Annotated in this window: 11 protein-coding genes; 9 read left to right on the forward strand and 2 right to left on the reverse strand. The window is 47.7% G+C overall.

The genetic code is table 11. The features are described 5' to 3' along the window. Nucleotides 1–226: 226 nt before the first annotated feature. The 3 genes from ACLD72_RS16820 (at nt 227) to ACLD72_RS16830 (ending at nt 7306) form a co-directional block, all read left to right on the forward strand. Entirely contained in the window at nt 227–763 is a 537-nt protein-coding gene (locus ACLD72_RS16820) for an RNA polymerase sigma factor (protein ID WP_411002571.1), read from the forward strand. After that, a complete protein-coding gene (locus ACLD72_RS16825; protein ID WP_411002572.1) occupies nt 750–2402 on the forward strand; it encodes a DUF4179 domain-containing protein in 1653 nt (550 codons plus the stop codon). Before ACLD72_RS16820 ends, ACLD72_RS16825 begins: the two co-directional genes overlap by 14 nt. A gap of 1166 nt (nt 2403–3568) precedes the next feature. Continuing rightward, on the forward strand, nt 3569–7306 hold the full coding sequence (locus ACLD72_RS16830) for an S-layer homology domain-containing protein (RefSeq protein WP_411002596.1): 3738 nt from the start codon (nt 3569–3571) through the stop codon (nt 7304–7306). Nucleotides 7307–7405: 99 nt separating this feature from the next. Here the strand turns inward: ACLD72_RS16830 and ACLD72_RS16835 are convergent, their stop codons facing one another. Beyond that, nucleotides 7406–8185 (reverse strand): DUF1836 domain-containing protein, encoded by a 780-nt coding sequence (locus ACLD72_RS16835; RefSeq protein WP_411002573.1) that lies wholly within the window; start codon nt 8183–8185, stop codon nt 7406–7408. A 242-nt stretch (nt 8186–8427) separates the two neighbouring features. Here ACLD72_RS16835 and ACLD72_RS16840 point away from each other — a divergent pair, with 242 nt between their 5' ends. The 4 genes from ACLD72_RS16840 to ACLD72_RS16855 all read left to right on the forward strand — a co-directional run bounded on the left by ACLD72_RS16840 (nt 8428) and on the right by ACLD72_RS16855 (nt 11956). After that, nucleotides 8428–9738, forward strand: coding sequence for a hemolysin family protein (locus ACLD72_RS16840; protein WP_411002574.1), 1311 nt, complete (start codon nt 8428–8430; stop codon nt 9736–9738). Beyond that, nucleotides 9728–10225, forward strand: coding sequence for a sigma factor-like helix-turn-helix DNA-binding protein (locus ACLD72_RS16845; protein WP_411002575.1), 498 nt, complete (start codon nt 9728–9730; stop codon nt 10223–10225). The genes ACLD72_RS16840 and ACLD72_RS16845 overlap by 11 nt, the downstream gene beginning before the upstream one ends. A gap of 120 nt (nt 10226–10345) precedes the next feature. Continuing rightward, nucleotides 10346–11140 (forward strand): metal-dependent hydrolase, encoded by a 795-nt coding sequence (locus tag ACLD72_RS16850; protein ID WP_458476034.1) that lies wholly within the window; start codon nt 10346–10348, stop codon nt 11138–11140. Nucleotides 11141–11239: 99 nt separating this feature from the next. Beyond that, nucleotides 11240–11956, forward strand: coding sequence for a glycosyltransferase (locus tag ACLD72_RS16855; RefSeq protein ID WP_411002577.1), 717 nt, complete (start codon nt 11240–11242; stop codon nt 11954–11956). On the opposite strand, the gene ACLD72_RS16860 is transcribed toward ACLD72_RS16855, so the two are convergent. Then, nucleotides 11891–13318, reverse strand: a complete 1428-nt coding sequence (locus ACLD72_RS16860; protein WP_411002578.1) for a PLP-dependent aminotransferase family protein — start codon at nt 13316–13318, stop codon at nt 11891–11893. The genes ACLD72_RS16855 and ACLD72_RS16860 overlap by 66 nt on opposite strands. Nucleotides 13319–13430: 112 nt before the next feature. Here ACLD72_RS16860 and ACLD72_RS16865 point away from each other — a divergent pair, with 112 nt between their 5' ends. Both ACLD72_RS16865 and ACLD72_RS16870 read left to right on the forward strand, forming a co-directional pair. Beyond that, nucleotides 13431–14150, forward strand: a complete 720-nt coding sequence (locus ACLD72_RS16865; RefSeq protein WP_411002579.1) for an AzlC family ABC transporter permease — start codon at nt 13431–13433, stop codon at nt 14148–14150. Beyond that, on the forward strand, nt 14141–14473 hold the full coding sequence (locus ACLD72_RS16870; protein WP_411002580.1) for a branched-chain amino acid transporter permease: 333 nt from the start codon (nt 14141–14143) through the stop codon (nt 14471–14473). The genes ACLD72_RS16865 and ACLD72_RS16870 overlap by 10 nt, the downstream gene beginning before the upstream one ends. The last annotated feature ends 290 nt before the right edge of the window (nt 14474–14763 follow it).

The raw sequence follows: 14763 nt of genomic DNA on the forward strand, positions 1-14763 counted from the left end.
CGGGGGCCGCGTTTTTTTTACGTGCTAACCTTTATTTCTTTAATGTTCAATCCTAGTAGAAGAACACTTGCCCCACTATTTAGAGCGGGACGGGTGTTCTTTTGTTATTGTAGGGTTATTGAGTTGACGGTTTGTTTCGTTCTTATTACAGCGGTTTCGAAAAAAATGAACTCTTTTCAAAGCTCATCTGTTTATAAGACATAACGCAAAGAAAGGAGTGCAGCAATTGACGGAACGTGAGCTGTTTGATTGCTACAACAAAGACGTCTATCGAACCTGCTATTACATGCTCCGGAACGCGCAGGATGCGGAGGATATATGCCATGACGTCTTCGTCACCGTGTTTCGGCAGGACTGGCAGCGGATCGAGCATGTGCGGGCCTGGATTATGCGCATTACCATGAATCACTGTCTGAACCTGCTCCGAAAAAACCGGACAAAGCGGGAAAAGCAATCCGAGGTGCAGCGGCTGCATGAGCACGCCGTCGCTGCAGCGGTTAAACCTGTGGACGCGCTCGTGCTAGAGAAGGAGGCCTCCGCCGAATGGGAGAAGCTGCTGAAGCAGCTGCCCGATAAGCTGCTGGCGGTCGTAACCCTCCGCTATATCGGTGAATTGTCGATGGCAGAAATCGCCGAAACCTTGCGCATTCCGCAAGGAACCGTAAAATCAAGGCTTCATAAAGCGTTGAAAATGATGCGCAAGAAACTGGAACAAACCCACCCCATATCGCTGAAGGGAGAGGAACGAATTGGAACGTATTGAAAGCCAGTTAAAAGACCAAATGAAACACGCGGACACGGTGTCTTATCCGGATTTCGACCGGATGTGGAGCAGCATCCGCCAAGACGAGCTACGGATGGCCGCCGGAGGGAAAGCGGCAATTCCGCGTCCACGCAACCGGAAACGGACCGCCATCGCCGTCTCGTTGTCCGTTGCCCTTATAGCTACGCCAGTATATGCAGCGGTTACGTATGATTGGTCGAACCTTCTATCTTATAGAGCCGGGATTCAAACGGCCCTGGAGCAGGGCCTTGGCCAAACGATCGAACAGTCGGTCACCCGGGACGGCGTAACGCTTACGCTGCATACCGCTTTTACCGATGAGAACCGGACCTTCCTTCTGTACAGCCTCGATCCCGGCCCGGCCTGGAAAGGGAAGGCTATCAGCTTCGAAAATATCGGACTTCGCGATGGCAGCGGCCGGGTGATCGAGGGCAACTACAACCAACATTGGAATGAGGAGCTTAAGGTATATCAAGGGTATTTCGAAACGGATTGGGTGCTCAATGAGCGCCAGGCCGATGTGGAGTTTTTCGTGGAAAATATCCGCTTCGTCGGAGACGGCAGCCAGGCCATCGATTTTCGTCCCGACCGTGCGGAGACCCAGACATTCAACATCCAGAAGGACGGTATCGGCACCGTTTCGCTGCAATCCTTCGAGCAAGCCGGAGGACAAATGCTGCTGAAATCAGTTATTAGCTTCACCGACTCGTGGGTTCAAAATAACAGCTGGGTTCGTATTGAAGCTGTCAACGCTAAAGGCGAGAGAATCCGGGAATCTAAGCCCTCAGTATTCGGAACACCTGAAGCCTCTGACGAATATTCGAACCAGCAAATTTATTTGGCAACTGACTTACGGGCTGAAGGAACTTCGTTCCAGCTCAAATATGACCGTACGCTGGGAACGGCCGCTGGAACTTGGAGTCTCCGTACCGCCCTCTCGAAGAAGCAACTGGAACGCAGCTCGTTTAAGGACCGGCTGAATATTCCGATCAAGGAGGTGCCAGGAGGAACAAAAATTGCTGAATTGATCGTTACACCAACCCAGGTTCGGCTTGTGTTGACCCATGAAGAGGAATACGCAAGGGTGCCTTATACGGAATATCAGCTGGATGTTGGGGGCAAGCTTCTCGATGGCGGACTCTGGCCCGTTTCCAATGAACCGGCCCAAACCGAACTGCGGTTCGAAATGGCTGGCCTTACACCGGAAGCGTTGGCCAATGAGCCGATAACTCTGATTGCGAAACATCGTGTCGACGAGTACAAGGGCGATAGCCATCCGGTCCGGCTAACCGACATCTCGACGAAGCGGCAAGCCGTGAGTTCCAGCATCGCGGGTTATCCAATCACATGGACCTACTATATGAAGGACGGCAATCTGTATGTAGAATCCCGGAGCAGCGATCCGGCGTTTGGCGGGGTGAATCAAACCTATTATCTCGACGGCGGGGAGCGAAATTACGGGAAGCCTGCTCTCATCCGCATGCTTGGAGACGAGGGGAATGAGAATATAGACGTGTACGAGAAATTTAACAAAACCGAGCAGGACATTTACATTTATATGTATACCACCAATCAGCCGGAGGACGAGTTGCGCGTTCAGGTCAAGCCGGGGAAGTAGTGTTATGTAGCCGCTTTGACAATTCAATAGAACCCAGCCGAACGTACAAAAGAAGAGTGGGCTCGATATCGATATAGCCCCCTCTTCTTTTGTCACTGTTTATTATTTCCTTTGACCAAAAGTATTGCAAAAATTATTGAGAGTAGAATAATTATGACCAGGCCTATTAACTGAACAATATTTTCATAAGGTGACGGTATGTTGATTTGTCCAAAAATTAAATTTTTAAGTATATAATAAAAAATTTGAAATATTCCCCAGAAAACTAGTGCTATAACTGCCCAATTTTTTACCTTATTGATAATATCACCTTGTTTCTTTATTTAACTAAGTATTTATCAATTTCATCAGCCGTTTCTCCACTGTCTTGGAAGTTCTTGATTAAATCAATATTCTCAAATCCGTTTGTCTCTTTAACAACGTAGTTTTAGTCGTAATGAGCCACCGACCTTGAAGCTGCTATTTAAATCACGTTTAAATACCCAGTTGACTATGTCACCATCAATGTCTTTAAATCCCAAAAGAGTATAGTTTTTATCGTTGTCATACTTAATCGAAGAAATTGTATCTTCAAAAGAAATAGTGTCCCCTATATTGAAATCTCTCAAATCTCTCACGTTTCTTTGAAGGGTTTCATCAAATAATATGGCTTATCTACGGTCGGGGGCCATAGGGCACTTTGTTCTATATTAGTCTTGTGCTCAGTATCGCTCCTATAAAATAGCGGAACTTTTGGTCCTTATTTTCGAATTTGAGCCTATTTATCATCAATAAGGGAAATTTTGGGTCTTATTTTTTGATGAATAGGTCTAAAAGCGGTCTTTCTCCACTAAATCATGAAAATAAATCCATAAAATTCCACTATTTTACGCAACATAGGGTTGTCGCTGAAATAGCGCCCTTTTTTTCCTTTATGTTCTACCCGGGTTTCTTCAATGTCGGCGTAGGAACTCTCTGCACAGTTTTGCTTACGGGGCCAATGGTTACTTATTTCCGGACGGCCTTTGTGGATGTATGACTGAATAAGATATAGGCTGTCCCTTCAGATTGTCAAGAACTTTTCTCACTTGTTTATTATTTGTTTATTGGCCCCCTATACAATTGTGTTCAAACGACAATTTTCTACATATTTCTCGGGGGAGAGTGAGGGAGTGAAAAGGGTGAGTATGTTTCGTAAGCTTGCTATGATTTTTACAATTCTCGTGACGGGGGTTGCAGGGAGTATTGGCGTCCACGTTGAAGCGGCGGCAACGGTGGTGAAGCCGGGTTGGGATTTAAGTGCCCCTTTAGGTTTGGCGGCCGATGATGGAAAGTTATATGTAACGGATTTGGGTAACCAACGTATTCAAATTTTCAATCAAGATGAAAGCGTGTATAAAACGCTCGGCGAAAAAGGGGTTTCGGGAGCGGACAATGCTCATTTCAGTATTCCGAAATATGTTGCCGTCGAGCATTCCACGAAAAACATCTACGTTTTCGATGCCTCTAATAACCGGATTCAGGAGTTCAACAGCCAGGGCGGCTGGCTTCGCTCCATTCCGCTGCCTAATTTCGCCAACCCGGCGCCTGAAGCTATGACGCTTGACGATAACGGGCATATCTTTTTTTCGGATCAAAATTGGAATCGCGTATATAGGATGGACATTGAGACGGGAGTATATACCCCGGTTGCTTCGACTTCGGACAGACCCATGGGAGTTGCGGTTGATTCCGAAGGCAACCTTTACATCTCTCAATATTGGAACCATATTGTACTGGTGTTCCAGCACGATAGCGATGATACTTATACGCAGGTTAAAATGATTGGGGTACAAAATGTTTCAGGCAACGACAACAGTCACCTCAATTCCCCCATGGGACTATATATTGACGGTAAGGATCGGTTGTACATTGCGGATTCAAATAATAAACGCGTGCAGGTTTTTAATAAAGACGGAAGTTATGCCTTGACGCTTGGACATCCCGATTTACAATATCCGCGCCATATAACCGTTGATGACAACGAAAATATTTATGTTGCGGATGGCGGTGCAAACAAAATATTCATGTTTGACGGTCAGGGAACGTTTAAGAAAATCCCGGGACAAAATACCTTGCCGGCCTTTGTTGGCACCGAGTCGATGCTGACAGTCGCTCAAGACTCGGGCCCTGTTGATCTTAAGCCTCTATTGCATGTCAGTGACCCGGATCCAGGCCAGACTCTGACCTGGACGCTAACTTCCTCGCCGGTACATGGGACGGTAAGTATTTCCGGGGCAAATGCGCCCAGCGGAAGTTCCGATATCGTTCCCGAAGGTACCGTCAGTTACACGCCGGCAGAAGGGTATTACGGTACAGACTGGCTAACGGTTCAAGTCAGCGACGGGGATGGGGGCGTGGCATCTAAAAATATAACCGTATCGGTTAAAGAGCGCCTGGCTGCTCCAACGGCCAATCCGGCCAGTGGTACGGTGCTGACAAATCACAGCCAAGTAACGCTCGGCGCAACTTCGCCCGGAGCGGTCATCTACTATACGACGGATGGAACCAATCCTACGGCCGATAGTCCAAGCGGATCTACCGTCACTATTGCGGGAACGCCGGGCAGTACGGTGACCTTGAAGGCCATCGCTGTAAAAAATGGCTCGGAAAGCAGCGAGGTTGCAACCTTCACCTATACGATAGCCCATACGTTCTCCATTGAGCCGATCAGCGATATGACCTTGCCTGGGCTGGTTCAAGGTTATGGCAGTTCAGAACCGGAAGCGATTCGCATTCTTAATACAGGCACCACGGGTCTTTCAAACTTGAGCGTCTCGCTCGGCGGTGTTCATGTCAACGCATTTGACTTTACTTTGCCTCTGCAAAGTACACTGGATCCTGATGCATCAACAACCTTGGCGATTCAAGCCAAGCCTGGACTGGCGGCGGGAACTTACACGGCAACGGTTACTGTATCGGCAGACAACATGGCAAGTGTAACATTCACAGTTACTCAAGTTGTCGACTTACCGGATATTTCCGCTAGTCCGCTGAATTTGGCCGCCACGGCAGGGGACCGTCAAGTTGATTTGCGATGGGATACGGTGACCGGCGCCACGTATTACAATTTGTATATGTCGACCGAACCGGGGGAATTTGACGCTGATTTCATCGCGACAGTGACAAGTACAACTTATCAGGTGCCGGATTTGAATAACGGAACAACCTATTATTTTGTAGTGAGAGCAGGTAACGGTAAAGGACTCGGAAGCGAGTCCAATCAGGTAAGCGCAACGCCTGCAACCGTTCCATCAGCACCAACCGATGTGACGGCGGAAGCGGGCAACGGCAGCGCTAAGATCACCTTTACGCCTCCGCAGGATAATGGCGGAAGTTCGATTACGGGTTACGAAGTCTTCACTGCTCAAGGAGCGCTTGTTGCCACCGGAGAAGCCGGTTCAACTTCGATTACCGTCCCAGGTTTATTGAACGGAACCACGTACACCTTCATCATGAAAGCTAAAAATGCCGTAGGCAGCAGTGCGCCGTCTGCACCGTCCAATGCCGTTACGCCGAAAGATACCCCAGGGAGTGATAACGGAAATTCCGGTACACATTCCGGGTCGGGAAATAATCATAGCAATTCCTCTTCTCAGCCGGCGCCAGAGCAGAAGCCTGAGCAGGAGAATACAGGGGCAGACGTGCTTGTGAACGGGAAGCTTGACAATGTGGGAACGGCTGCAATGGAGGACGTGAACGGACAAAAAGTCATGACCATTACCGTGAATGAAGAAAAGTTGCGGCAGCGGCTCACGGACGAAGGTAAAGGCGCTACCATAACGCTATCTGTTTCTGCGGGGAGCGATGTTGTCGTTGGCGAATTCAATGGACGCATGGTCAAAAATATGGAAACCGAGCAAGCCGTTGTGGTGATTCGCTCGGAGAAGGCAACTTACACCTTGCCTGCGGAACAAATCGATATTGATTCCATTTCGGAGCGTTTCGGTAAAGGCTTGGCTTTGCAGGACATCAAAGTCAAGATTGAAATTTCCGTACCGCAGACAGAGACTGTACGTACGGTTGAGAAAGCGGCCGAGCGGGACGGGCTGACGCTGGTCGTTCCTCCGCTTAACTTCAAAGTGAGCGCGGTTTATGGCGACCGCACCGAAGAAGCAGCAAAATTTAACGCATATGTGGAGCGCGCTTTAGCGCTTCCGGAAGGGATCGACCCGAACCGGATTACCACCGGTGTGGTGGTAGAACCGGATGGATTCGTTCGTCATGTACCAACCAAGGTGATCAAAGAAGATGGCATCTATTACGCAAAAATCAATAGTTTGACGAACAGCACCTATGCAGTAGTATGGCACCCGTTGGCGTTTAAAGATATGGAAAACCACTGGGCCAAAAACTACGTCAATGACATGGGGTCCCGGATGATCGCGGGTGGAACGGGCGACGATATGTTTAGCCCTGATCGGGATATTACCCGCGCCGAATTTGCGGCGATTATCGTTCGCGGTCTCGGATTGGGTTCTGGGGCAGGAGAAAGCTCCTTTACCGATGTTAAAGAGGCGGACTGGTATTCCGGTGCCGTGAACACGGCATACCAATATGGCTTGATCAAAGGTTATAAGGACGGAACGTTCCGCCCTGATGAGAAAATTACCCGCGAAGAGGCGATGGCGATCGTTGCCAATGCCATGAAGATAACAGGGTTGAAAGATCGCATTGCGAGTGGTTCATCCCTGGATGCTATTTTGCAGCCTTATCAGGATGAAACGGAAATCTCTGCTTGGGCAACGGCCGGAGTAGCTGATACGGTTCAGGCGGGGATCGTGTCGGGAAGAAATAACATGAATTTGGAGCCTAAGGCGTTCATAACGCGGGCTGAAATTGCCACTATCATCAAGAGATTATTGGAAAAGTCCGATTTAATCTAGTGAAACAAAGAAATGAGCCGGCATCTCCATAATGTAAAGCAAAACGCGGTTTCCGAAAACTCGGAAGCCGCGCTTTTTTGCTTTGGCCCGCTCATCTCCCTACCTTAAATTGTGCAGAAAAAGAGAAGCGTTGAGGAAACGTTTGGCTAAGGTTTGAAAATACGTGGTTTGAACGGATAACATGGCGATTACGATCGTATTGCTGACTGCTTCCTGCTGCTGGGGATTAAGGCCGGCAAGGCCATGGGCAAATTCATCCGCTTTTTTCTTCACGGTCGTTTCCATGAGATGATCCTGCTTTTTGTCTCTGCTCAAGTGGCCGGATTGGAGATCCAGCACCTGGTCATTGTTCTGGTCAAGTTCCTCGAAAATCCCGGAATAACCTGCGTACAGGTCGATGGGGCTGATGAGATCTTGGGCTTGATCATCAAAATCGTGGAAGATCAGCAAAAGCAGTTTTCTAATGGAATCCAGGTCCAACGCGGCCCGCAAATCCTCGATGATGAACAGAATTGCCGCCTGCTCGATCGAATATTTCTTTCCTAACCTCGGAGAACCGATAATCTCCTTCAAATCGCGTTTTACCCAGTTTTGCACCGCTGTCAGCGCAAAATGGTTGTATTCAATCTGAGAGCCCAAGGCAACGATATCGTTAAGCGACAGTCCTAGATCGCTTGGATTCATGTTCATCAATTTTTCAAAGATCGGGGGCAGGGCCGTGGAGATAAAAGCGCCTAATGAATTGCCGCCTGCTATCAATTCTTTATGCGATTTCGCCCATGCTTCCTGGAGGATGTTTTTGGGCGCTTTTTGGCTTTGACCGCTCAGGCTAAGCAGGAGCTGTGACATTTCGCTGCGGGTGAGATGGAATGTTTCCATGTTTAATTCCTCCATATAAGTTCTTACGAACTCATCTTACGACGGTGGCGAAAAAAAGTCAAAGAAGAAGTAAAACCAGCATTGTGAGTTAAAAAGGCATAAAGAAGTTAAAATTCGGAGCAATTTGCCCCAAATCAGGCAAAGTAAGATGTTGATACTGCTATATGAACTCTGATAATATAAGTTCATAAGAACTTATAAATTTAAAGTTCTAGAGACTCATTCTAGTGAGGAGTGTTTGCATGTATGCTTTGAATTTGTTTCTGGTTGCCTTGCTGATTCTGGCCACCGCCTTTTTCGTGGCGGCCGAGTTTGCCATCGTGCGGCTGAGATCCAGCCGGGTTGACCAGATGGTGCTGGAAGGCCGGAAAAACGCATTGGCCGTGCAGCGGGTTACGAGCAACCTGGATGGATATTTATCCGCCTGCCAGCTAGGCATCACGATCACCGCGTTGGGACTTGGATGGCTGGGGGAGCCCACCGTGGAGCAAATCCTGCATCCCGTTTTTGACCGGTACGGCTTGCCTGCGGAAGTCAGCAGCATTTTATCTTTTGGCATCGCGTTCGCTTCGATCACCTTTCTTCACGTCGTGCTGGGCGAATTGGCTCCTAAAACCGTGGCCATTCAAAAAGCGGAAATGGTCTCTTTGCTGACAGCTAAGCCCTTGATCTACTTTTATAAAGCGATGTACCCCTTTATCTGGGCTTTGAACGGTTCCGCCAACCGCCTGGTGCGCATCTTCGGAATTAAGCCGGCCAAAGAACACGAGGAGGCCCATTCCGAGGAAGAGCTGCGCATTATTCTTACGGAAAGCTATAAGAGCGGGATGATCAACCAAGCGGAATACGGATATGTGAACAAAATCTTTGCTTTCGACGAACTGCTGGCCCGTGAAATCATGGTTCCGCGTACGGACATGGTGTGCATCGACGTTCAGGCCGGCAAGGAAGCGGCGCTTCAGGTCATGAAGTCCGAGCAATATACCCGGTTTCCCGTGTTGGAGGAGAACAAGGATCATATCCTGGGCATTATCAATACCAAACAATTTTTGATGCAATTAAGCGATGATTCGAATTTGGAAATACGTAAGCTGATACAACCTGTCCTGTCTGTCTCGGAAGCTATGCCGGTCAAGGATCTGTTGCTGCGCATGCAGCAGGAATCGGTGCATATGGCCATTTTGGTCGATGAATATGGAGGTACCTCCGGTTTGATCACGATTGAGGACATTCTGGAAGAGATTGTCGGCGAGATCCGCGACGAGTTTGATTCGGAAGAGAAAGCCGAAATTGAAAAGTTGGGAGAAAACCACATTCTCGTGGACGGCAAAGTTTCGCTGGAGTCGGTCTGTTCACTGCTGGGCATCGAATTGCTTGACGAAGAACTGGATACGATCGGGGGATGGGTCTATACGCAAAATCCGGCTTTGAAGAAGGGAAGCGAGTGGGAGTACGGTCCGTTGAAGTTTATCGTCCGAGAAAAGGACCGCCATCGGATTCGCAAGCTGGAAATTGTGAAGACGGAAGCAAAGGTGTCCGAACATGAAGGTTAAGCCCGAGCGTTTGATTAAGCGTTCGCTTGCCGGGGAAATCCGCGCTTTTAAGCAGCTGATTAACATGTACCATAGCCGGATTTTCGACTTATGCTTCCGGATGGCTGGAAATAAAACCGCGGCTCAGGATCAGGTGGTCCGTACATTTGTTGCGGCCAGGCAGCGGCTGGGCGAATACGATTTCTCCCTTCCGTTTCATGTATGGTTGTATTCGCTCGCCGTATCCTGCTCAGTGCAAACCGGTATCGAAGAAGATCGCACCGGCGAACCGAGTGATGCGGTGGAAGAAATGCTAGGCCACGTACCTTTTTATCCTAGGATCGCAATGATCCTGAAGTACGCTCATCGGCTGACGCCCGAGGAAACGGCTTACGTCTTGAACTGCCGGGTGGAAACGATCAAGTCCTATTTGCGGCAGGGACGGGAATTATTGCGAATCCAGCAGCGCTCTAACATCACGAAGCCGGATTTATTGCTGGGGATCTAGCAGGCAACCCTTGTCTCGTTTTGCGGGGCAAGGGTTGTTTTTTTGTTCGCAAATATTAAAAATTCTTGTAGAATAGTAAGGCCGCCTATAAGGCTTTTTCATTATTACAGAAATAAGGTGATGAATGTGAATAAAAAAGGGCATATTGCTTTGGCAGTGACAGCGGGATCGGCCGGCCTGCTTATGATGCCGTCATTAGCCATGCAAACCGATGCGGGAATTGCAGCGGCGCTTGTGGCTGCGGCAGGCATCGGCGGAGTGTTCCCGGACTTTGATCATAAAACCAGCACGGTGAGCAATCGAATCCAGTTTCCCCTCCGGTACCGGCGTCTCTTTAAAACTTTGTCCGGATTTGTCGGGATCATCGGTATAGGGTTAATGGCTTATCACCAATTTGGAAATGTACCGGGACATTTAGGGGAATGGGTGAAGAGCGGGCCGTTATGGATTGGTGCCGCCATCCTGTTCTGGCTGCTGGCAAGGCTGCGGAGTTTGGTTTTGATCGGTATCGGCGCCTTATTATTGGCAGGGTACGCGATGTATGACTTACACTGGATCGCGGCCTTTGCCGGCTTTGCGTTTCTCATTCTTCCGCTAGTCAAACATCGCGGGGTGATTCATACCCCGGAGTTTGCGGCTGTACTATCCATAGGCCTGCTTAATTTTTCTGCCCAGCAACCGGAAATCATCAATATGGCAGCGATCGGGTTTGTCATCGGCTGGTGGGCTCATCTCGCCGGCGATATATTTGGGGACGAAGGGATTCACTTCTTGCTGCTGCCAAAGCTTAAAATCGCCCTGCGGTTGTTTAAAAACGGGGGGCCGGCCGAGCGCTGGATTTCACGAGCGTGCTGGGGATGCAGCTTGCTGATGTGGGGAGCCATGTTGCTTCAAACACTAATACTGCTGAAATAGTGAAGGAGATGGCGCCGGCCGTTTACAGGAACAAACGAACAAGCACTGCTATGCGGCTTAGCATATACCGTTATTGATTGATTTGGAGGTGAGAGGGAGTTGGGCCAAACTTCTAGCTCGTTAAAAGGGATATCAATAATAACAAGCACGAACCGCCCGCGTTTTTTCAATAATATTCTTAAGAATTACAGAAATCAGCTTTACCCGGTCAAAGAACTGGTTATTATCTTGAATAAAGATAGCATGGAATTAGCAAAATACCGAAAAATTGCCCAGACGTATAAAAATGTCTCCGTCTACAAGCTTCCTGAAAAAGAATCTTTAGGCAGCTGTCTTAATTATGCGGTCAGTAAAACGAAATACCCGTACATCACAAAATTTGATGATGACGATTTCTACTCGCCTTATTATCTAACCGGGCAAATGAAGGCTTTACGCCGGTCAAATGCCGATGTGGTGGGAAAACGCGCGTATTTGGCGTATCTCGAAGCTAAAAAGCTGCTGGTCCTTCGTTTTCCCAAACAACAGAATAAGTTCGTTGGGGTAGTTGCGGGAGGGACCATCTTATTCAAAAGACATGTGTTCGACCGCGTCCGATTTCCCCATGTGTCATTAGGAGAAGACGTCTCATTTTTAAGCAGATGCCGGGCTAAAGGATATAAAGTGTATGCGCCTGATCCGTATAATTATGTGCAAATTAGAAGAAAAAATAAAAACTCACATACATGGAAAGGCAGCGATCAATATGTCCTAAAGGGGAGCCGTATTTTTGCGAAAACCGATCAATTCAGGAAAGTGGCTACTCAAAATCCCTAATCCTCGTTGTAATTCCTCCAGAGAATTGGTGGAAGAAAGGGCTATTCGTAAATATTTGTCCCGCCTACTGGCCCCGCTTAAAAAGCGATCGGAGTGATACACGCGAATTCCTTGTTTCAGAAAATAATTCTCCATGTGCGTACCATCGGCATCATCCGATATGGGAAGCCATCTATAGAAGCTTAGTGGATGGCCGGTACGAGGCAGCTGCGGGAAAAACTCCGTAAACAACCGGTTTGCGGATTCCGCCAGCTGTTTTTTTTTCGCCGTAATTGCACTTGCCTTTCCGGATAAAATCAGTTCGGTGATGATCTCGGCATCCAATGAAGAGGTTTTGACATTAATATTAAAAATGGCCTTCACGATCTTCTCTTTAAATGCCTCGCTAAACACGATATAAGCCACTCGAAGGCCCGAGCAGATGGACTTGGATGTGCTGCAAATATACACCGTTTGCTCCGGGAGAAGCTGAAACATTGGTTGTCCGTAATCTGCCATAATACCGGCTGACAGAAAGGCATGTATATCGTCCTCAATTAAAATCAGCCGATGCTTTCGAATGACGGCAGCCAGTTCGCGTTTGCGGTTGTCCGGAATCATGACCGTCGTGGGGTTGGAACAAGAAGGCATCAGAAAAACGCCGTGCACATCCATTTGAAGGCACTGATTGTCAAGCTCACTCGGCAGCATGCCGTGTTCGTCACCGGGAATCGGGACCAATTTAATACGGTACAATTTCGAAATCTCGATAAAATTAGAGAATGTATACATATCGACCGCGATCCGGTTGCCTGGTTCAAACAGAGCTAATAACGTGATCGCCAATGCATTTAGCGCCCCGGAAGCGATCGCCATATTGTCTTTGTCTGCATGGATTCCAAAATCCTCCATCCAGTTTAGCGCCGCTACTTTTTGATGGGGGATACCTGTAGGGTCATTGTAATTCAAGAGCTGTTCCAAATAACCTTTCTCCGTCACCTTCTTAGCTGCTTCAGCGACAATATTGTTGCTTTGCTCAAATGAGGCGACAAAACCAAGATCGATAATTTCATTTGAAATTTTGTCTTTCGAAATGGTGATGGAGCGTGCCGCGTTGGCTGAAACGAAAGTACCGCTGCCTGTCACCGCATAGATTAAGCCTTTAAGTTCACACAGTTTGTAAGCACGTGTGATGGTCGTGAAATTCACATCCAAAAAATCGGCCAGTTCCCTTTGCGGCGGGAGTTTTGTACCCGGGGCTAAAAATCCGTTTATGATGTCATGTTCCAGCAGTAGGGCGAGCGAACGATAGAGTGGGCGTTTCAAGGCGTCTCTATCGGGTTTCCATGACATCGGGTAATCCGTAAAGGAATTTATCGGCATATTTGCACACCTCATAAAATTGTAATCCATACAATTATAACGTTGATTGTATGGATTTGCACTGTTAAAATGGCATGGATAAGTAATTGTACTGAGGAGATGCAAGCAAATCATGCCTAACAAAAACGAACTTCAATTGGCGTTTCGTGCCGCCTTTCCTGCTACAATCCCCATTTTGGCAGGCTTTTTATTCCTGGGTATTGCCTACGGCATCTTTATGAACACTTCGGGATTTGGGGTGGGGTATGCTTTCCTGATGAGCCTGCTTATTTTTGCCGGGTCGATGGAATTTGTCGCTGTCCATCTGCTGCTGGGTGTTTTTAACCCATTAGGCGCTTTTTTCCTCGCTTTGATGGTCAACGCGCGCCATCTTTTTTACGGGATATCCATGCTTGAAAAGTACAAAGGGAGCGGGTTAAAAAAGATCTATCTGATTTTTGGCATGTGTGATGAAACGTTCTCCATTAATTACACCGCCCAAATCCCGCAAGAGGTGAATAAAGGATGGTACATGTTTTTCGTTACCTTGCTTAACCACATCTATTGGGTGCTTGGCGCTACCCTCGGGGGACTATTTGGATCGTTAATAGCAATAAACATGGAAGGGCTTGAGTTTGTGATGACGGCTTTATTTGTGGTCATCTTCATTGAACAATGGATGAAAGAAACAACACATCACAGCGGGTTGCTGGGCTTGGGGCTATCCGTAGTAGGCCTTTTTATTTTTAACGGCGACAACTTTATTATTCCTTCCATGATGATGATTCTCTGCGTGCTCACTTTGATGCGGAAGCCACTGGAGAAGAAGGCGGGTGAAACTATATGTCAATGACGGTATTAGAACGGGCAATTACTATTGGAATGATCGTTTTGGGAACGATGTTGACCAGGTTTATTCCCTTTATGATTTTCCCTCCGGGCCGGCCCGCTCCGCGTTATGTGCAATATCTCGGCAAAGTGCTGCCCGCGGCGGCTTTAGGATTATTGGTTGTCTACAGTATCAAAGACGTGAATTTTATATCCGGCAACCATGGTGTTCCTGAATTGATTTCGATTGCTATTGTCGTACTTCTCCATATTTGGAAAAGGAACATGCTACTATCCATTGCCGGCGGGACGCTCGTTTACATGTTTTTGATTCAAATTATCTTTTGACGATGAGGCGAAACGATGCAAAATAGCGCTAGCCATTAATAAACTTAGATTTGGAGAGCATTTCTGGAATGTAAGCGATTAACATGAATTCTTTTGTATGATTCCGACAGTTCACCTTCCATACTCTTGCTTTACAAACTTTTACACTGAACGTATGATTTATTTTGTTCTAAGCGTAGTCAGGAGTGGGTTGCATGACTTGTGAAGTTTAGCACAGGGGCCCCTGTGTTTTTTTATTGCCTTAAATTGGCCGATTTGCCCTTAATCTTCAGTTTGCGTTTGAAATAATA

The organism is Paenibacillus lacisediminis, from assembly GCF_046567315.2.

Coding starts and splice junctions, on each gene's coding strand:
- ACLD72_RS16865 (WP_411002579.1), top strand. CDS start 13,431: ATGCCTAACAAAAACGAACTTCAATTGGCGTTTCGTGCCGCCTTTCCT.
- ACLD72_RS16840 (WP_411002574.1), top strand. CDS start 8,428: ATGTATGCTTTGAATTTGTTTCTGGTTGCCTTGCTGATTCTGGCCACC.
- ACLD72_RS16870 (WP_411002580.1), top strand. CDS start 14,141: ATGTCAATGACGGTATTAGAACGGGCAATTACTATTGGAATGATCGTT.
- ACLD72_RS16845 (WP_411002575.1), top strand. CDS start 9,728: ATGAAGGTTAAGCCCGAGCGTTTGATTAAGCGTTCGCTTGCCGGGGAA.
- ACLD72_RS16860 (WP_411002578.1), bottom strand. CDS start 13,318: ATGCCGATAAATTCCTTTACGGATTACCCGATGTCATGGAAACCCGAT.
- ACLD72_RS16830 (WP_411002596.1), top strand. CDS start 3,569: ATGTTTCGTAAGCTTGCTATGATTTTTACAATTCTCGTGACGGGGGTT.
- ACLD72_RS16835 (WP_411002573.1), bottom strand. CDS start 8,185: ATGGAAACATTCCATCTCACCCGCAGCGAAATGTCACAGCTCCTGCTT.
- ACLD72_RS16850 (WP_458476034.1), top strand. CDS start 10,346: ATGAATGTGAATAAAAAAGGGCATATTGCTTTGGCAGTGACAGCGGGA.